The sequence below is a fragment of the Mitsuaria sp. WAJ17 genome (assembly GCF_014174515.1).
GTDB lineage: Bacteria > Pseudomonadota > Gammaproteobacteria > Burkholderiales > Burkholderiaceae_C > Roseateles_B.
In genome coordinates, this window is the sequence record NZ_JACJUG010000008.1 from 86,788 (window position 1) to 102,145 (window position 15,358).

The 15,358-nt window shown below is 60.9% G+C and carries 29 protein-coding genes; all 29 read left to right on the forward strand.

Annotated elements, in window-relative coordinates; translation table 11 throughout:
- The first annotated feature begins 52 nt into the window (after window positions 1-52).
- The 29 genes from tuf to rpsD all read left to right on the forward strand — a co-directional run bounded on the left by tuf (window position 53) and on the right by rpsD (window position 15,299).
- A complete protein-coding gene (gene tuf / locus H5407_RS08305; RefSeq protein WP_183103973.1) occupies window positions 53-1,243 on the forward strand; it encodes an elongation factor Tu in 1,191 nt (396 codons plus the stop codon).
- Window positions 1,244-1,332: 89 nt separating this feature from the next.
- Window positions 1,333-1,644, forward strand: coding sequence for a 30S ribosomal protein S10 (gene rpsJ / locus H5407_RS08310; RefSeq protein WP_130434746.1), 312 nt, complete (start codon window positions 1,333-1,335; stop codon window positions 1,642-1,644).
- A gap of 331 nt (window positions 1,645-1,975) precedes the next feature.
- Complete coding sequence (rplC, locus tag H5407_RS08315) at window positions 1,976-2,647, forward strand: 50S ribosomal protein L3 (RefSeq protein WP_183103987.1); 672 nt, start codon at window positions 1,976-1,978, stop codon at window positions 2,645-2,647.
- Window positions 2,647-3,267: a 50S ribosomal protein L4 gene (gene rplD / locus H5407_RS08320; protein WP_183103988.1), complete on the forward strand. Its 621-nt coding sequence runs from the start codon at window positions 2,647-2,649 to the stop codon at window positions 3,265-3,267. Before rplC ends, rplD begins: the two co-directional genes overlap by 1 nt.
- Window positions 3,264-3,578, forward strand: coding sequence for a 50S ribosomal protein L23 (gene rplW, locus H5407_RS08325; protein ID WP_183103989.1), 315 nt, complete (start codon window positions 3,264-3,266; stop codon window positions 3,576-3,578). The genes rplD and rplW overlap by 4 nt, the downstream gene beginning before the upstream one ends.
- Window positions 3,578-4,402 (forward strand): 50S ribosomal protein L2, encoded by an 825-nt coding sequence (gene rplB / locus H5407_RS08330; RefSeq protein WP_183103990.1) that lies wholly within the window; start codon window positions 3,578-3,580, stop codon window positions 4,400-4,402. Before rplW ends, rplB begins: the two co-directional genes overlap by 1 nt.
- A gap of 13 nt (window positions 4,403-4,415) precedes the next feature.
- Window positions 4,416-4,691 (forward strand): 30S ribosomal protein S19, encoded by a 276-nt coding sequence (gene rpsS, locus H5407_RS08335; protein ID WP_183103991.1) that lies wholly within the window; start codon window positions 4,416-4,418, stop codon window positions 4,689-4,691.
- Window positions 4,692-4,702: 11 nt separating this feature from the next.
- Entirely contained in the window at window positions 4,703-5,032 is a 330-nt protein-coding gene (gene rplV, locus H5407_RS08340; RefSeq protein ID WP_183103992.1) for a 50S ribosomal protein L22, read from the forward strand.
- Between the two features lie 16 nt (window positions 5,033-5,048).
- A complete protein-coding gene (gene rpsC / locus H5407_RS08345; protein WP_183103993.1) occupies window positions 5,049-5,870 on the forward strand; it encodes a 30S ribosomal protein S3 in 822 nt (273 codons plus the stop codon).
- A 2-nt stretch (window positions 5,871-5,872) separates the two neighbouring features.
- Window positions 5,873-6,289 carry a 50S ribosomal protein L16 gene (gene rplP / locus H5407_RS08350; RefSeq protein WP_183103994.1) on the forward strand — a complete coding sequence of 139 codons (417 nt, stop codon included), beginning with the start codon at window positions 5,873-5,875 and terminating at the stop codon, window positions 6,287-6,289.
- 14 nt (window positions 6,290-6,303) lie between these two features.
- On the forward strand, window positions 6,304-6,498 hold the full coding sequence (gene rpmC / locus H5407_RS08355; protein WP_183103995.1) for a 50S ribosomal protein L29: 195 nt from the start codon (window positions 6,304-6,306) through the stop codon (window positions 6,496-6,498).
- A 1-nt stretch (window position 6,499) separates the two neighbouring features.
- Window positions 6,500-6,769: a 30S ribosomal protein S17 gene (gene rpsQ / locus H5407_RS08360; RefSeq protein WP_183103996.1), complete on the forward strand. Its 270-nt coding sequence runs from the start codon at window positions 6,500-6,502 to the stop codon at window positions 6,767-6,769.
- A 148-nt stretch (window positions 6,770-6,917) separates the two neighbouring features.
- Window positions 6,918-7,424 carry a peroxiredoxin gene (locus H5407_RS08365; protein ID WP_183103997.1) on the forward strand — a complete coding sequence of 169 codons (507 nt, stop codon included), beginning with the start codon at window positions 6,918-6,920 and terminating at the stop codon, window positions 7,422-7,424.
- A 312-nt stretch (window positions 7,425-7,736) separates the two neighbouring features.
- Window positions 7,737-8,105, forward strand: a complete 369-nt coding sequence (rplN, locus tag H5407_RS08370) for a 50S ribosomal protein L14 (protein WP_183103998.1) — start codon at window positions 7,737-7,739, stop codon at window positions 8,103-8,105.
- A 25-nt stretch (window positions 8,106-8,130) separates the two neighbouring features.
- Window positions 8,131-8,448 carry a 50S ribosomal protein L24 gene (rplX, locus tag H5407_RS08375; RefSeq protein ID WP_183103999.1) on the forward strand — a complete coding sequence of 106 codons (318 nt, stop codon included), beginning with the start codon at window positions 8,131-8,133 and terminating at the stop codon, window positions 8,446-8,448.
- Between the two features lie 10 nt (window positions 8,449-8,458).
- A complete protein-coding gene (gene rplE / locus H5407_RS08380) occupies window positions 8,459-8,998 on the forward strand; it encodes a 50S ribosomal protein L5 (RefSeq protein ID WP_133605052.1) in 540 nt (179 codons plus the stop codon).
- 8 nt (window positions 8,999-9,006) lie between these two features.
- Window positions 9,007-9,312 (forward strand): 30S ribosomal protein S14, encoded by a 306-nt coding sequence (rpsN, locus tag H5407_RS08385; protein ID WP_183104000.1) that lies wholly within the window; start codon window positions 9,007-9,009, stop codon window positions 9,310-9,312.
- Between the two features lie 23 nt (window positions 9,313-9,335).
- The gene (gene rpsH, locus H5407_RS08390) at window positions 9,336-9,731 is read left to right on the forward strand and encodes a 30S ribosomal protein S8 (RefSeq protein ID WP_133605050.1); all 396 of its coding nucleotides are present in this window, start codon (window positions 9,336-9,338) and stop codon (window positions 9,729-9,731) included.
- 19 nt (window positions 9,732-9,750) lie between these two features.
- On the forward strand, window positions 9,751-10,284 hold the full coding sequence (rplF, locus tag H5407_RS08395; RefSeq protein WP_183104001.1) for a 50S ribosomal protein L6: 534 nt from the start codon (window positions 9,751-9,753) through the stop codon (window positions 10,282-10,284).
- 11 nt (window positions 10,285-10,295) lie between these two features.
- Complete coding sequence (gene rplR / locus H5407_RS08400) at window positions 10,296-10,661, forward strand: 50S ribosomal protein L18 (RefSeq protein WP_183104002.1); 366 nt, start codon at window positions 10,296-10,298, stop codon at window positions 10,659-10,661.
- 21 nt (window positions 10,662-10,682) lie between these two features.
- Window positions 10,683-11,201, forward strand: coding sequence for a 30S ribosomal protein S5 (gene rpsE, locus H5407_RS08405; RefSeq protein WP_183104003.1), 519 nt, complete (start codon window positions 10,683-10,685; stop codon window positions 11,199-11,201).
- A gap of 22 nt (window positions 11,202-11,223) precedes the next feature.
- A complete protein-coding gene (gene rpmD / locus H5407_RS08410; protein ID WP_183104004.1) occupies window positions 11,224-11,406 on the forward strand; it encodes a 50S ribosomal protein L30 in 183 nt (60 codons plus the stop codon).
- Between the two features lie 25 nt (window positions 11,407-11,431).
- On the forward strand, window positions 11,432-11,869 hold the full coding sequence (rplO, locus tag H5407_RS08415) for a 50S ribosomal protein L15 (RefSeq protein ID WP_183104005.1): 438 nt from the start codon (window positions 11,432-11,434) through the stop codon (window positions 11,867-11,869).
- Window positions 11,870-11,889: 20 nt separating this feature from the next.
- Window positions 11,890-13,200: a preprotein translocase subunit SecY gene (secY, locus tag H5407_RS08420; RefSeq protein ID WP_183104006.1), complete on the forward strand. Its 1,311-nt coding sequence runs from the start codon at window positions 11,890-11,892 to the stop codon at window positions 13,198-13,200.
- A 59-nt stretch (window positions 13,201-13,259) separates the two neighbouring features.
- Entirely contained in the window at window positions 13,260-13,478 is a 219-nt protein-coding gene (gene infA / locus H5407_RS08425) for a translation initiation factor IF-1 (RefSeq protein ID WP_009855680.1), read from the forward strand.
- A 58-nt stretch (window positions 13,479-13,536) separates the two neighbouring features.
- Window positions 13,537-13,650, forward strand: a complete 114-nt coding sequence (rpmJ, locus tag H5407_RS08430; protein ID WP_035036301.1) for a 50S ribosomal protein L36 — start codon at window positions 13,537-13,539, stop codon at window positions 13,648-13,650.
- Between the two features lie 34 nt (window positions 13,651-13,684).
- A complete protein-coding gene (gene rpsM, locus H5407_RS08435) occupies window positions 13,685-14,050 on the forward strand; it encodes a 30S ribosomal protein S13 (protein WP_183104007.1) in 366 nt (121 codons plus the stop codon).
- Window positions 14,051-14,079: 29 nt separating this feature from the next.
- Complete coding sequence (gene rpsK / locus H5407_RS08440) at window positions 14,080-14,484, forward strand: 30S ribosomal protein S11 (RefSeq protein ID WP_056194196.1); 405 nt, start codon at window positions 14,080-14,082, stop codon at window positions 14,482-14,484.
- A gap of 191 nt (window positions 14,485-14,675) precedes the next feature.
- Complete coding sequence (rpsD, locus tag H5407_RS08445; protein WP_183104008.1) at window positions 14,676-15,299, forward strand: 30S ribosomal protein S4; 624 nt, start codon at window positions 14,676-14,678, stop codon at window positions 15,297-15,299.
- The last annotated feature ends 59 nt before the right edge of the window (window positions 15,300-15,358 follow it).

A 15,358-nucleotide genomic window follows, 5' to 3' on the forward strand; every position in this document is an offset into this window, starting at 1 on the left:
GCGGAAACGCTAAACCATCAGACTGGATGAATGCTCTTTTTGGAGAATTGAAATGGCAAAAGGTAAGTTTGAACGTACCAAGCCGCACGTAAACGTGGGCACGATTGGTCACGTTGACCATGGCAAGACCACGCTGACGGCTGCTATCGCAACGGTGCTGTCGAAGAAGTTCGGTGGCGAGGCCAAGGCCTATGACCAGATCGACGCTGCGCCCGAAGAAAAGGCTCGCGGCATCACGATCAACACCGCGCACGTTGAGTACGAGACCGCCAATCGCCACTATGCTCACGTGGACTGCCCGGGCCACGCTGACTATGTGAAGAACATGATCACCGGTGCCGCCCAGATGGACGGTGCGATCCTGGTGTGCTCGGCCGCTGACGGCCCGATGCCCCAGACCCGCGAGCACATCCTGCTGGCGCGTCAGGTCGGTGTGAAGTACATCATCGTCTTCCTGAACAAGTGCGACATGGTGGACGACGCCGAGCTGCTGGAGCTGGTGGAAATGGAAGTCCGCGAGCTGCTGAGCAAGTACGACTTCCCCGGCGACGACACCCCGATCGTGAAGGGTTCGGCCAAGCTGGCGCTGGAAGGCGACACGGGCGATCTGGGCGAGCAGGCCATCATGCGCCTGGCTGACGCTCTGGACAGCTACATCCCCCAGCCTGAGCGTGCCGTGGACGGCGCCTTCCTGCTGCCGGTGGAAGACGTGTTCTCGATTTCTGGCCGTGGCACCGTGGTGACCGGTCGCGTCGAGCGCGGCATCATCAAGGTCGGCGAGGAAATCGAAATCGTCGGTATCCGTGATCTGCAAAAGACCACCGTGACCGGCGTGGAAATGTTCCGCAAGCTGCTGGACCAAGGTCAGGCTGGCGACAACGTCGGTATCCTGCTGCGCGGCACCAAGCGTGAAGACGTCGAGCGCGGCCAAGTGCTGGCCAAGCCCGGCACCATCAAGCCGCACACCCACTTCACTGCTGAGATCTATGTTCTGAGCAAGGAAGAGGGCGGCCGTCACACCCCGTTCTTCAACAACTACCGTCCCCAGTTCTACTTCCGTACCACGGACGTGACCGGTGCCGTGGAGCTGCCGAAGGACAAGGAAATGGTCATGCCCGGCGACAACGTCGGCATCACCGTGAAGCTGATCGCTCCGATCGCCATGGAAGAAGGTCTGCGTTTCGCTATCCGCGAAGGTGGCCGTACCGTCGGCTCGGGCGTGGTTGCCACCATCATCGAGTAATTCCTGCGTGACTCTCGGGCGGCCCTATGGGCCGCCTGTCATCACCATTTACGCGGCGTCACCGCCGCATGCTCTTTGAAGGAACAGTCATGCAAAAGCAAAAGATCCGCATCCGCCTGAAGGCCTTCGATTACAAGCTGATCGATCAGTCGGCTCTGGAAATCGTGGACACCGCCAAGCGTACCGGTGCCATCGTCAAGGGTCCTGTGCCCCTGCCGACCCGCCTGGAGCGTTTCGACATCCTGCGTTCGCCGCACGTCAACAAGACCTCGCGCGACCAGTTCGAAATCCGCACCCACCAGCGTCTGATGGACATCGTCGACCCGACCGACAAGACGGTTGACGCCCTGATGAAGCTGGATCTGCCGGCTGGCGTGGACGTGGAAATCAAGCTGCAGTAATGCGGCCTGGTGTGAGTGGTCCTTGAGGCCATTCCGCCTCCCAAGCGTGAGAAGGGCAACCTCCAGGTTGCCCTTTTTTCTTGACCCTGATGTGACGCCGCTTGCGGCCCGCTCAGGGTTGACGCTATACTCGCAGACTTTTCCGCGCTGGTTTACGCCAGTGCGGCTTTAGTGCATCGCCTGGATGCGTGCCTTGGGGCGCCTTTACCGGCCCGAGGGATGAGTTCCAAGCGGTGTTTGGTCAGCCCGACCAATCGTTGTCGGGTGTGTGTAAATGGCTCTTGGAGCTGCGGGGCTTTGGCCTGGCGGCAAAAGGGGCTGGAGAAAAAACATGAGTCTTAGCAATCGTCTCGGATTGCTGGGCCGCAAGGTGGGCATGATGCGCATCTTCACGGACGATGGCGACGCCATTCCCGTGACCGTGCTGGACGTGTCCAACAACCGCGTGACCCAGGTCAAGACCGAAGAGACTGACGGCTACAGCGCCATCCAAGTGGCGTTCGGTGCACGCAAGGCCTCTCGCGTGACCAAGCCGGAAGCCGGCCACCTCGCCAAGGCGGGTGTGGAAGCCGGTGAAATCCTCAAGGAATTTCGCGTCGCAGCTGACGTCGCCGCCGAATACAAGGCTGGCGCTCAGGTGCCCGTGACCCTGTTTGCCGCCGGCCAGAAGGTCGATGTGCAGGGCACTTCGATTGGTAAGGGCTTCGCCGGCACCATCAAGCGCCACAACTTCGGTTCGCAGCGCGCTTCCCACGGTAACAGCCGTTCGCACAATGTCCCGGGCTCCATCTCGATGGCGCAGGATCCGGGTCGCGTGTTCCCGGGCAAGAAGATGTCCGGCCACATGGGCGACGAGACCGTGACCACCCAGAACCTCGACATCGTGCGCGTTGACGAAGCTCGTCAGCTGCTGCTGGTCAAGGGTGCCGTGCCGGGCGCCAAGAACGGCCACGTGGTCGTGCGTCCCGCTGTCAAGGTCAAGGTCAAGAAGGAGGCCAACTGATGCAGCTCGAGCTTCTGAACGAGCAGGGTCAGGCCACCTCCAAGGTGGACGCGCCTGACACCGTCTTCGCTCGCGAATACAACGAAGCCCTGGTGCACCAGGTGGTCGTGGCCTTCCAGGCCAATGCCCGCCAAGGCACCCGCGCTCAAAAGGACCGCGAACAGGTCAAGCACTCGACCAAGAAGCCTTTCCGCCAGAAGGGCACCGGCCGCGCTCGCGCCGGTATGACTTCCTCGCCTCTGTGGCGTGGGGGTGGTCGCATCTTCCCGAACCTGCCGGAAGAAAACTTCTCGCACAAGCTGAACAAGAAGATGTATCGCGCCGGTATGGCCGCCATCCTCTCTCAGCTGGCCCGCGAAGGCCGTCTGGCCGTGGTGGACTCGATCTCTGTCGAAGCCCCCAAGACCAAGCTGCTGGCTGCCAAGTTCAAGGCCATGGGTCTGGAATCCGTGATGCTGATCGCTGATCAGGTGGATGACAATCTGGCGCTGGCTTCGCGCAACCTGGCCAACGTGCTGGTCGTCGAGCCCCGTTACGCCGATCCCCTGTCGCTGGTCTTCTACAAGAAGGTGCTGGTGACCAAGGCCGCAATGGAGCAACTCAAGGAGATGCTGGCATGAGCGCCCCGAAGTTTGCAGAAGGCCGTCTGGCCCAGGTGCTGCTGGCTCCCATCGTGTCCGAAAAGGCCACCCTGGTTGCCGAGAAGCACAACCAAGTGTTGTTCAAGGTCCTGCGTGACGCCACCAAGCCCGAGATCAAGGCTGCCGTTGAACTGATGTTCAAGGTTGAAGTCGAATCGGTGAGCGTGGTGAACACCAAGGGCAAGGTCAAGCGCTTTGGCGGCCGTGTCGGCCGTCGCGACCACGTCAAGAAGGCGTATGTGTCCCTGAAGGCTGGCCAAGAGCTCAACTTCTCCGGGGAGGCTGCGTAATGGCCGTCGTTAAAGTCAAGCCGACCTCGCCTGGCCGCCGTGCCGTGGTGAAGGTGGTGCATAAGCACCTGCACAAGGGCGCTCCCGAAGCTTCGCTGCTGGAGCCGCAAAAGCAAAAGTCTGGCCGTAACAACAACGGTCACATCACGATGCGCCACAAGGGCGGTGGTCACAAGCACCACTACCGTGTGGTGGACTTCCGCCGCAATAAGGACGCGATCCCGGCCAAGGTTGAGCGCATCGAGTACGACCCCAACCGTACGGCCCACATCGCTCTGGTGTGCTATGCCGACGGCGAGCGTCGCTACATCATCGCTCCGCGTGGCCTGGAAGTCGGTTCGACCATCCTGAGCGGCGCTGAAGCTCCGATCAAGGCTGGCAACACCCTGCCCATCCGCAACATCCCCGTGGGTTCGACGATCCACTGCGTGGAAATGCTGCCGGGCAAGGGCGCCCAGATCGCACGTTCCGCCGGTGCTTCCGCCGTGCTGATGGCTCGTGACGGTGTCTACGCCCAGATCCGCCTGCGTTCGGGTGAAGTCCGTCGTGTCCACATCGACTGCCGCGCCACCATCGGTGAAGTGAGCAACGAAGAGCACAGCCTGCGTCAATACGGCAAGGCCGGCGCCATCCGCTGGAAGGGCATCCGCCCGACCGTCCGTGGTACCGCCATGAACCCGGTTGATCACCCGCACGGTGGTGGTGAAGGCCGTACCGGTGAAGGCCAGGCGCCTGTGTCGCCGTGGAACACCCTCACCAAGGGCTACCGCACTCGTAACAACAAGCGCACGCAGACGTTCATCGTTTCGCGTCGCAAGAAGTAAGGGGTAGACCAACATGGCTCGTTCCCTCAAGAAGGGTCCGTTCGTGGACCATCACCTGCTGGCCAAAGTCGACAAGGCTGTGGCCAACAAGGACAAGAAGCCCATCAAGACCTGGTCGCGCCGCTCGACGATCCTGCCCGAATTCATCGGTCTGACGATCGCGGTGCACAACGGCAAGCAGCACGTGCCGGTCTATGTGTCGGACCAGATGGTCGGTCACAAGCTGGGTGAGTTCGCGCTGACCCGCACCTTCAAGGGTCACCCTGGTGACAAGAAGGCCAAGAAATAAGGATTGAGACGATGGAAACCCGTGCAATCGTTCGCGGTGTCCGCCTGTCGGCCGACAAGGGCCGTCTGGTGGCGGACCTGATCCGCGGCAAGAAGGTGGACCAGGCGCTCAACATCCTGGAATTCACCCAGAAGAAGGCGGCACTCATCATCAAGAAGGCGCTGGAAAGTGCCATCGCCAACGCCGAGCACAATGACGGCGCTGACATTGATGAGCTGAAGGTCACCTCGATCTATGTGGAGCAAGGCACCACGCTGAAGCGCTTCTCGGCTCGCGCCAAGGGCCGCGGCAACCGCATCAGCAAGCCCACCTGCCACATCTTCGTGTCGGTCGGTAACTGAGGCCAAGAGGAAGACTATGGGACAGAAAATCCATCCGACCGGCTTCCGCCTGCCTGTCACCCGTAACTGGGCTTCGCGCTGGTATGCGAACAACCAGAACTTCGCCACGATGCTGGCCGAAGATCTGCAAGTTCGTGAATACCTGAAGCAGCGCCTGAAGAATGCCGCCGTGTCGCGCATCCTGATCGAGCGTCCCGCGAAGAACGCCCGCATCACCATTTTCTCGGCTCGTCCGGGCGTGGTGATCGGCAAGAAGGGCGAGGACATCGAAAACCTGAAGGCCGAACTGACCAAGCGTCTGGGCGTGCCGGTGGCCGTGAACATCGAAGAAGTGCGCAAGCCCGAAATCGATGCTCAGCTGATCGCCGACTCGATCACCCAGCAGCTGGAAAAGCGCATCATGTTCCGTCGCGCCATGAAGCGTGCGATGCAGAACGCAATGCGTCTGGGCGCCCAGGGCATCAAGATCATGTCCGCCGGCCGTCTGAACGGCATCGAAATCGCTCGTACCGAGTGGTATCGCGAAGGCCGCGTGCCTCTGCATACCCTGAAGGCCGACATCGACTATGGCTTCTCCGAGGCCAAGACGACCTATGGCGTCATCGGTGTGAAGGTGTGGGTGTACCGCGGTGACCGCCTGGCCAATGGCGAGGCTCCCGTGATCAACACGCCCCCTGGCGCTGAAGATGATCGTCGTCCGCGTCGCAACGCCCGTCCGGGCGCTCCGGGTGGCCGTGGCCGTCCCGGCGCTGACAAGCCCGCCGACGGTGGCGACAAGCCCGGCGCTAAGCGCGTGGTCCGCAAGGCCCCCGCAGCTGGCGAGGCCAAAGGAGAATAAACATGCTGCAACCCGCTCGTCGCAAATTCCGCAAAGAGCAGAAGGGTCGTAACACTGGCGTGGCCACTCGCGGCGCCAATGTGTCGTTCGGTGACTTCGGCCTGAAGGCCACTGAGCGCGGCCGTCTGACGGCTCGCCAGATCGAAGCGGCTCGTCGTGCAATCTCGCGCCATATCAAGCGCGGTGGTCGTATCTTCATCCGCATCTTCCCGGACAAGCCCATCTCCCAGAAGCCCGCCGAAGTCCGTATGGGTAACGGTAAGGGCAATCCGGAGTACTACGTCGCTGAAATCCAGCCCGGCAAGGTGCTCTACGAGATCAACGGTGTGCCGGAAGCCCTGGCTCGCGAAGCGTTCACGCTGGCTGCTGCAAAGCTGCCCCTGCGTTGCACCTTCGTGGCGCGCCAGGTCGGCCTCTGATTGGAGAGATCACCATGAAAGCATCTGAACTGCGTGGCAAGGATGTCGCTGCCCTGGAAAAGGAAGTGACCGATCTGCTCAAGGCCCACTTCGGCCTGCGCATGCAAAAGGCCACCCAACAGCTGAGCAACACCACTCAGCTGGGCAAGATCCGTCGCGACATCGCTCGCGTCAAGACCGTGCTGGCCGAAAAGAAGAAGGGGGCCTGATATGACGCAAGCTCAAGAAAAGAACACCCGCACCCTGGTGGGTCGCGTGGTGAGCGACAAGCGCGCCAAGACCGTCACGGTCCTGGTTGAGCGTCGCACCAAGCACGAGCTCTACGGCAAGATCGTGGCCCGTTCCCGCAAGTACCACGCCCACGATGAAAAGGGCGAGTACAAGATGGGTGATGTGGTCGAGATCGCCGAAGGCCGTCCTCTGTCCAAGACCAAGAGCTGGGTCGTGACCCGCCTGGTCGAAAAGGCAGAAGCCGTCTAAGGCCTCTTTGGTCAAAGGCGCAGGATCCCTGGGGTCTTGCGCCGCAGGCCCTGCAAACGGTCGGATCGCTGGTGATACTGGCGACCGACCGTTTTTTACTTTCTGCCCGGCCGCGCCTGCGCCGGGCTTTGCTTTTGAGGAGACTCTCATGCTGAAGATCGGCGACAAGCTGCCCAGTGCCACCGTGCAGGAATACGTGGAAGTGGAGGGCAATGGCTGCTCCATCGGTCCGAACGGTTTTGATTCCGCCGCTGCCGCTGCGGGCAAGACCATAGCCGTCTTCGCGCTGCCGGGGGCCTTCACGCCGACCTGCTCGGCCCAGCATGCGCCTGGCTATATCCAGCAGGCGGACGCACTCAAGGCTGCTGGCGCCGATGAGATCTGGTGTGTCTCCGTCAATGACGCCTTCGTCATGGGTGCCTGGGCTCGCGAGCTCGGCGCGGCTGGCAAGGTGCGCTTCATTGCTGATGGCAGCGCTGACTTCACGCGCGCAACCGGACTGACTCTGGATCTGCAGGCGCGTGGCATGGGCCTGCGTTCGCAGCGCTACAGCATGCTCGTGGTCGATGGTGTCGTGAAGACGATCAATGTCGAGGCGCCAGGCAAGTTCGAAGTCAGCGGCGCTGACACCATGCTCTCGCAGCTCAAGGCCTGATCTCCCACGGTAGCGCAAGGCTGCCATGGCAGATCAAAACCGGGCGCCCTACTGTTTAGAGGGGGCGTCCAAGTTTCAGTGCGGTGGGTGCTTGACATTGCTTCTGCTTCACTGGCACAATCTAATGCTTCGCCGAACGTTGGGCGCATCATGCGGTGCGTCTCGGCCTCGGATCCGCCCTCAACCGCTGAAGGCGCTGGCTGGCACACAAGCTGTGTTGGTGAGTGCTAAAGGCTTACGGGCCCAAGACTGACCGGTTTGATTTGTTGCGATGGTCGCAGCAGGTCGAGGCGGGAAAAGTTGGGGACAGACATGATTCAAATGCAATCGCGACTGGATGTCGCGGACAACACTGGCGCCAAGTCCGTTCAGTGCATCAAGGTGCTTGGTGGTTCCAAGCGTCGGTATGCCGGCATTGGCGACATCATCAAGGTCAGCATCAAGGAAGCTGCTCCGCGAGGCCGCGTCAAGAAGGGCGAGGTCTATAGCGCTGTGGTCGTGCGCACCGCCAAGGGCGTGCGTCGCCAAGACGGTTCGCTGGTGAAGTTCGACGGCAATGCCGCCGTGCTGCTGAACGCCAAGCTGGAGCCGATCGGCACCCGTATCTTTGGCCCGGTCACGCGTGAGCTGCGTACCGAGCGCTTCATGAAGATCGTGTCGCTGGCGCCCGAGGTGCTGTAAGCCTCGTCAAGTCAAAGGTACTGCCATGAACAAGATTCGTAAGGGCGACGAGGTCATCGTGCTGACCGGCCGCGACAAGGGCAAGCGGGGCGTCGTCGCTTCGCGTGTCGATGCTGACCACCTGATCGTGGAAGGCGTGAACGTCGTGAAGAAGCACGCCAAGCCCAACCCCATGAAGGGCACCACCGGCGGCGTGGTCGATAAGACGATGCCGATCCATCAATCCAACGTGGCGATTTTCAACGCCGCTGCCGGCAAGGCCGATCGCGTGGGCATCAAGCAGCTCGACGACGGCAAGAAGGTGCGCGTCTACAAGTCGACCGGCGAAGAGATCAAGGCTTAAGAGGTTCGACATGGCTCGTTTGCAAGCGTTTTATCGCGAAAAAGTCGTTCCCGGCCTGACCGAGAAGTTCGGCTACAAGTCCGTGATGGAAGTGCCGCGCATCACCAAGATCACCCTGAACATGGGTGTGAGTGAAGCCGTGGCGGACAAGAAGGTCATGGACCACGCCGTGGGCGACCTGACCAAGATCGCCGGTCAGAAGCCTGTGGTCACCAAGTCCAAGAAGGCCATTGCTGGCTTCAAGATTCGTGACGGCGTGCCCATTGGCTGCATGGTGACCCTGCGTGGCGTCCAGATGTACGAATTCCTGGATCGCTTCGTGACCATCGCCCTGCCGCGTGTGCGCGACTTCCGTGGTATCTCCGGTCGTTCCTTCGACGGCCGTGGTAACTACAACATCGGCGTCAAAGAACAGATCATCTTCCCCGAAATCGAGTACGACAAGGTGGATGCTCTGCGTGGTCTGAACATCAGCATCACGACGACTGCCAAGACGGACGACGAAGCGAAGGCCCTGCTGGCCGCGTTCAAGTTCCCGTTCAAGAACTGAGGTGACCCGTGGCAAAACTCTCGATTAAGCAACGTGAGCTGAAGCGCGAACAACTGGTCGCCAAGTTCGCCAAGAAGTATGCAGAACTGAAGGCCATCATCGACGACTCCAAGAAGTCCGATGAAGAGCGCTATGCCGCTCGCCTGGAGCTGCAGAAGCTGCCCCGCAATGCCAACCCCACTCGTCTGCGCAATCGCTGCGAGCTGACTGGCCGTCCCCGTGGCACCTTCCGCAAGTTCGGTCTGGCCCGTAACAAGATTCGTGAACTGGCTTTCAAGGGCGACATCCCCGGTGTCGTCAAGGCAAGCTGGTAATCGGCAGGTTTAGGAGATTTCGTATGAGCATGAGTGATCCTATCGCCGATATGCTGACTCGCATTCGCAACGCCCAAAGCGTTGAGAAGGCCAGCGTCGTGATGCCTTCCAGCAAGCTGAAGGTTGCGATCGCCAAGGTCCTCAAGGACGAGGGCTATATCGACGGTTTCGCGGTGCGTGGCGATGCAGCCCGTCCCGAGCTCGAGATCGCGCTGAAGTACTACGCCGGTCGTCCGGTGATCGAGCGCATCGAACGCGTGAGCCGTCCCGGCCTGCGCATCTACAAGGGCCGCCACGACATTCCGCAGGTCATGAATGGCCTGGGTGTGGCGATCGTCACCACCCCCAAGGGTGTGATGACCGACCGCAAGGCACGTCAAGCCGGTATCGGCGGCGAAGTGCTCTGCTACGTCGCCTAAGCGCAAGGAGAGACAGACAATGTCCCGCGTTGGAAAAATGCCGGTCGCACTCCCGCAAGGCGTGGATGTGACGATCTCCGCTGAGCAGATCAGCGTGAAGGGCGCCCTGGGTACGCTGGTTCGTGCAGCCAACCCCCTGGTCGCGATCAAGAACGAAGGCGGCAAGCTGAGCTTCAGCCCGGCTGACGCTTCTGCTGAAGCTGACGCCATGAGCGGCACCTTCCGCGCCCTGGTGGCCAATATGGTCAACGGCGTGAGCAAGGGCTTCGAGAAGAAGCTGAACCTGGTTGGCGTGGGTTACCGCGCCCAGGCTCAAGGCCAGAAGCTCAACCTGCAGATCGGTTTCTCTCACCCCGTGGTGAAGGACATGCCGGCTGGGATCAAGGTGGAATGCCCGACCCAGACCGAAATCCTGATCAAGGGTGCCGATCGCCAAGTGGTGGGTCAGATTGCCGCCGAAGTGCGCGCCATCCGTCCTCCCGAGCCCTACAAGGGCAAGGGCATCCGCTACGCCGATGAAAAGGTCTCCCTCAAAGAGACCAAGAAGAAGTAAGGAGCCGCGCAATGTTGACCAAGAAAGAACAGCGCATCCGTCGTTCGCGCCAGACCCGTGCCCGCATCGCAGTGCAGCGCGTCGCCCGCCTGACGGTTTTCCGCTCCAACCTGCACATCTACGCCAGCGTCATCTCCGAAGATGGTACTCGCGTCCTGGCCAGCGCCTCGACGGCCGAGAAGGACGTTCGCGCCCAGCTGGGTGGCGAAGGCAAGGGTGGCAATGTGGCCGCTGCCACGCTGATCGGCAAGCGCATCGCCGAGAAGGCCAAGGCTGCTGGCGTCGAGAAGGTGGCGTTCGATCGCGCCGGTTTCGCCTACCACGGCCGTATCAAGGCCCTGGCCGAAGCTGCCCGCGAAGCCGGCCTGCAGTTCTAAGCGCATAAAGGATTGATGAACATGGCAAAGTTTCAACCCCGCGTGCAGGACGAAGGTCGTGACGACGGTTTGCGCGAGAAGATGATCGCGGTGAACCGCGTGACCAAGGTGGTGAAGGGCGGCCGTACGCTGTCGTTCGCAGCGCTGACCGTGGTCGGCGACGGTGATGGCCGTATCGGCATGGGCAAGGGCAAGGCGAAGGAAGTTCCGGTTGCCGTGCAGAAGGCCATGGAATCGGCTCGCCGCAACATGGTCAAAGTGAACCTGCGTAACGGCACCATCCACCACAACGTGGTGGGTGAGCACGGTGCTTCGCGCGTCATGATGGCTCCGGCTCCCGCCGGTACCGGTGTGATCGCCGGCGGCCCGATGCGCGCCGTCTTCGAAGTGATGGGTGTGACCGACATCGTGACCAAGAGCCACGGTTCGACCAACCCCTACAACATGGTTCGTGCCACCCTGGACGCCCTGAAGCGCTCGACGACGGCCGCTGAAGTCGCTGCCAAGCGCGGCAAGACCGTTGAAGATATCTTCAACTGAGTCGCCAGGATTGGAGAGACAGATGTCTGACAAGAAAACTCTGACGGTCAAGCTCGTGCGCAGCCCGATCGGCTGCCGTGCCTCGCACCGCGCCACCGTGACCGGTCTGGGCCTGCGCAAGATGAACAGCACCCGCGTCCTTGAGGACACGCCTGCTGTGCGCGGCATGATCAACAAGATCGCCTACCTCGTGCAGGTGCTGTAAGCACGGCGCGAACTGAGGACTAGAAATGCAACTCAACACCATCAAGCCTGCCGCTGGTGCCAAGCACGCCAAGCGTCGCGTGGGCCGTGGCATTGGTTCCGGTCTGGGCAAGACTTGCGGCCGTGGCCACAAGGGCCAGAAGTCGCGTGCTGGCGGCTTCCACAAGGTCGGCTTCGAAGGCGGCCAGATGCCTCTGCATCGTCGCCTGCCCAAGCGTGGCTTCAAGTCGCTGACGCTGCCGTTCAATGCCGAGATCACCCTGAGCGATCTGCAAGGCCTGGCCGGCGACGAAATCGACCTGCTGACGCTGAAGGCGGTCGGTCTGGTGCCCGAGCTGACGAAGGCCGTCAAGGTCATTCTGTCGGGTGAGATCAGCCGCAAGGTCACGCTGAAGGGCGTGGGTGCTACGGCTGGCGCCAAGGCCGCGATCGAAGCCGCCGGCGGCTCCGTCGCAGCTGAGTAAAGCTCAAGGATCAGGCAACAGTGGCTACCAACCCGAATCAACTGGCTAAGAGCGGCAAGTTCGGTGACCTGCGTCGCCGCCTTGTGTTCCTGTTGCTGGCTCTGGTCGTCTACCGTATCGGGGCGCACATCCCCGTGCCCGGCATCGACCCGGTCCAGTTGCAGCAGTTCTTCAAGGGCCAGCAGGGTGGCATCCTGAGCCTGTTCAACATGTTCTCTGGCGGTGCGCTGTCGCGCTTTACCGTTTTCGCGCTGGGCATCACGCCCTACATCTCGGCCTCCATCGTGATCCAACTGATGGGTTATGTGGTTCCGAGTCTAGAAGCGCTGAAGAAGGAAGGCGAAGCCGGTCGTCGCAAGATCACGCAGTACACGCGCTATGGCACGCTGGGCCTCGCGATCTTCCAGAGCCTCAGCATCGCGCTGGCGCTGGAAAGTTCACCTGGTCTGGTGCTGGCTCCCGGTTTTGGCTTCCGCCTGACCGCTGTCAGCAGCTTGGTGGCTGGCACCATGTTCCTGATGTGGCTGGGTGAGCAGATCACCGAGCGTGGCCTGGGCAATGGCATCTCGATCCTGATCTTCGGCGGTATCGCTGCAGGTTTGCCGGGTGCCATCGGTGGCCTGCTGGAACTGGTGCGTACCGGCGCCATGTCGATCTTCTCCTGCCTTGTGGTGGTGGCGATCGTCATCGGTGTGACTTGGCTGGTGGTCTTCGTCGAACGTGGTCAGCGCAAGATCTTGGTGAACTATGCCAAGCGCCAGGTGGGCAACAAGGTGTACGGTGGTCAATCGTCGCACCTGCCGCTCAAGTTGAACATGTCGGGTGTGATTCCGCCGATCTTCGCATCGTCCATCATCCTGCTGCCGACCACGCTTGTGAGCTGGTTCGCAACGGGTGACAGCATGCGTTGGTTGAAGGACATCGCGGACATGCTGCGTCCGGGTCAGCCGATCTACGTGCTGCTCTACGCATCTGCGATTGTCTTCTTCTGCTTCTTCTATACGGCGCTGGTTTTTAACAGCCGTGAGACAGCAGACAACCTGAAGAAGAGCGGCGCCTTCATCCCTGGGATTCGTCCTGGTGAGCAGACCGCGAAGCACATCGACAAGATCCTCTCGCGTTTGACCATGGCTGGCGCCATCTACATCACGGGTGTGTGCTTGCTGCCTGAGTTCCTGACACTGAAGTACAACGTTCCCTTCTATTTCGGTGGCACGTCGCTGCTGATTATTGTGGTGGTGACGATGGACTTCTGGGCCCAGGTGCAGTCTTACGTGATGAGTCAGCAGTACGAGTCGCTGCTGAAGAAGGCAAATTTCAAGGCCAACTGAGTCGCAACTCGGTGGAGCCAATCCATTAACAACCGTACCAACTGAAGCGGCAACGAGGCATGGCGAAAGACGACGTCATTCAAATGCAGGGTGAGATTCTCGAGAACCTGCCCAATGCCACGTTTCGAGTGAAGCTGGAGAACGGTCACGTCGTTCTCGGTCACATCTCCGGCAAGATGCGTATGCACTACATCCGCATCCTGCCTGGCGACAAAGTGACCGTGGAACTGACGCCGTACGATTTGAGTCGTGCTCGCATCGTGTTCCGGGCGAAGTGAGCGAATTTGTCCCCCGGACGCGCTGTTTGAGCGAATAGATTAGGTCAAGGAGCAGACCATGAAAGTTTCGGCATCCGTCAAGAAGATGTGCCGCAATTGCAAGATCATCCGTCGCAAGGGCGTGGTGCGTGTGATCTGTACCGATCCGCGCCACAAGCAGCGCCAAGGCTGATTGCTGCACGACACGAGCGAATTAGAGGACGCAAATGGCACGTATTGCTGGTATCAACATTCCGCCGCAAAAGCACACGGAGATCGGTCTGACCTCGATCTACGGCATTGGCCGTACGACCGCGCAGAAGATCTGCACCGCTTGCGGTATTCCGTTCGACAAGAAGGTCAAGGACCTCAATGACTCCGATCTGGAAAAGATCCGTGAGGAAGTGGGCAAGCTGACCATCGAAGGCGACCTGCGCCGTGAGATGTCGATCAACATCAAGCGTCTGATGGACCTGGGTTGCTACCGTGGTTTCCGTCACCGCCGTGGCCTGCCCATGCGCGGCCAGCGCACGCGCACCAATGCCCGCACCCGCAAGGGTCCGCGCAAGGCCGCGCCGACCGGCAAGAAGTGATCCTGCGGCAACCCTGAAGAGAGCTCACCATGGCAAAAGCACCTAACAACTCGGCTGCCCAGCGCGTTCGCAAGAAGGTTCGCAAGAACGTGGCTGACGGCATCGCCCACGTTCACGCTTCTTTCAACAACACCATCATCACCATCACCGACCGTCAAGGCGGCGCCCTGTCCTGGGCTTCGTCGGGTGGTCAGGGCTTCAAGGGCTCGCGCAAGTCGACCCCCTTCGCTGCCCAGGTGGCGGCTGAAGTGGCTGGTCGCGCTGCTCAAGAGCAGGGCATCAAGAACCTGGACGTCAAGATCAAGGGCCCCGGCCCGGGTCGAGAGTCTTCCGTTCGCGCTCTGGCAGCGCTGGGCATCCGCATCAATTCCATCTCGGATGTGACGCCTGTCCCGCACAATGGCTGCCGTCCGCAAAAGCGTCGTCGCATCTAAGGCGATTTTGCTGCGATAATCGCGGACTCATTTCCCGCGCCGGCGGGCACGAAAGTGCCGCGCCGGCTGTTTTGCTGAGTGCAACTTCGGTTTGCGCTCATGAAGCCCACCGTTCGAGCCTAAAAAAACACGGGCCGGACTCGCGCAGGCACCGCTTGGAGCTTGCGTCAGATTGAACAAGGACACGCAAAGTGGCACGTTATCTCGGCCCCAAGGCCAAACTTTCCCGCCGTGAAGGTACTGACCTGTTCCTGAAGAGCGCACGCCGCGCCATCAGCGACAAGGCCAAGTTCGACACCAAGCCCGGCCAGCATGGTCGCACTTCCGGTCAGCGCACCTCCGACTTCGGCCTGCAACTGCGTGAAAAGCAGAAGGTCAAGCGCATGTATGGTGTGTTGGAGCGTCAGTTCCGTCGCTACTTCGCTGAAGCTGAGCGCCGCAAGGGCTCCACCGGCGTGAATCTGCTGACCCTGCTGGAATCGCGCCTGGACAACGTCGTGTACCGCATGGGCTTCGGCTCGACCCGCGCTGAGGCACGTCAGCTGGTTTCGCACAAGAGCATTACCGTCAACGGTGAGGTGGTGAATATCGCTTCCTACCTGGTGAAGGCCGGTGACGTTGTGGCAGTGCGCGAAAAGGCCAAGAAGCAGCTGCGTATCGTGGACAGCCTGAAGCTGGCCGAGTCCATCGGCATGCCGGCTTGGGTGCAGGTCGATGCCTCCAAGATGGAAGGTGTCTTCAAGAAGACCCCGGATCGCGATGAATTCGGCGCTGAAATCAACGAATCGCTGATCGTTGAGTTGTACTCGCGTTAATTCTTTCGTGCTTGCCGAGCGGCCCTTCCTGGGCCTGCTCGGCTTTTCCTCGTCCGGGT

Coding starts and splice junctions, on each gene's coding strand:
- tuf (WP_183103973.1), top strand. CDS start 53: ATGGCAAAAGGTAAGTTTGAACGTACCAAGCCGCACGTAAACGTGGGC.
- rpsJ (WP_130434746.1), top strand. CDS start 1,333: ATGCAAAAGCAAAAGATCCGCATCCGCCTGAAGGCCTTCGATTACAAG.
- rplC (WP_183103987.1), top strand. CDS start 1,976: ATGAGTCTTAGCAATCGTCTCGGATTGCTGGGCCGCAAGGTGGGCATG.
- rplD (WP_183103988.1), top strand. CDS start 2,647: ATGCAGCTCGAGCTTCTGAACGAGCAGGGTCAGGCCACCTCCAAGGTG.
- rplW (WP_183103989.1), top strand. CDS start 3,264: ATGAGCGCCCCGAAGTTTGCAGAAGGCCGTCTGGCCCAGGTGCTGCTG.
- rplB (WP_183103990.1), top strand. CDS start 3,578: ATGGCCGTCGTTAAAGTCAAGCCGACCTCGCCTGGCCGCCGTGCCGTG.
- rpsS (WP_183103991.1), top strand. CDS start 4,416: ATGGCTCGTTCCCTCAAGAAGGGTCCGTTCGTGGACCATCACCTGCTG.
- rplV (WP_183103992.1), top strand. CDS start 4,703: ATGGAAACCCGTGCAATCGTTCGCGGTGTCCGCCTGTCGGCCGACAAG.
- rpsC (WP_183103993.1), top strand. CDS start 5,049: ATGGGACAGAAAATCCATCCGACCGGCTTCCGCCTGCCTGTCACCCGT.
- rplP (WP_183103994.1), top strand. CDS start 5,873: ATGCTGCAACCCGCTCGTCGCAAATTCCGCAAAGAGCAGAAGGGTCGT.
- rpmC (WP_183103995.1), top strand. CDS start 6,304: ATGAAAGCATCTGAACTGCGTGGCAAGGATGTCGCTGCCCTGGAAAAG.
- rpsQ (WP_183103996.1), top strand. CDS start 6,500: ATGACGCAAGCTCAAGAAAAGAACACCCGCACCCTGGTGGGTCGCGTG.
- H5407_RS08365 (WP_183103997.1), top strand. CDS start 6,918: ATGCTGAAGATCGGCGACAAGCTGCCCAGTGCCACCGTGCAGGAATAC.
- rplN (WP_183103998.1), top strand. CDS start 7,737: ATGATTCAAATGCAATCGCGACTGGATGTCGCGGACAACACTGGCGCC.
- rplX (WP_183103999.1), top strand. CDS start 8,131: ATGAACAAGATTCGTAAGGGCGACGAGGTCATCGTGCTGACCGGCCGC.
- rplE (WP_133605052.1), top strand. CDS start 8,459: ATGGCTCGTTTGCAAGCGTTTTATCGCGAAAAAGTCGTTCCCGGCCTG.
- rpsH (WP_133605050.1), top strand. CDS start 9,336: ATGAGCATGAGTGATCCTATCGCCGATATGCTGACTCGCATTCGCAAC.
- rplF (WP_183104001.1), top strand. CDS start 9,751: ATGTCCCGCGTTGGAAAAATGCCGGTCGCACTCCCGCAAGGCGTGGAT.
- rplR (WP_183104002.1), top strand. CDS start 10,296: ATGTTGACCAAGAAAGAACAGCGCATCCGTCGTTCGCGCCAGACCCGT.
- rpsE (WP_183104003.1), top strand. CDS start 10,683: ATGGCAAAGTTTCAACCCCGCGTGCAGGACGAAGGTCGTGACGACGGT.
- rpmD (WP_183104004.1), top strand. CDS start 11,224: ATGTCTGACAAGAAAACTCTGACGGTCAAGCTCGTGCGCAGCCCGATC.
- rplO (WP_183104005.1), top strand. CDS start 11,432: ATGCAACTCAACACCATCAAGCCTGCCGCTGGTGCCAAGCACGCCAAG.
- infA (WP_009855680.1), top strand. CDS start 13,260: ATGGCGAAAGACGACGTCATTCAAATGCAGGGTGAGATTCTCGAGAAC.
- rpmJ (WP_035036301.1), top strand. CDS start 13,537: ATGAAAGTTTCGGCATCCGTCAAGAAGATGTGCCGCAATTGCAAGATC.
- rpsM (WP_183104007.1), top strand. CDS start 13,685: ATGGCACGTATTGCTGGTATCAACATTCCGCCGCAAAAGCACACGGAG.
- rpsK (WP_056194196.1), top strand. CDS start 14,080: ATGGCAAAAGCACCTAACAACTCGGCTGCCCAGCGCGTTCGCAAGAAG.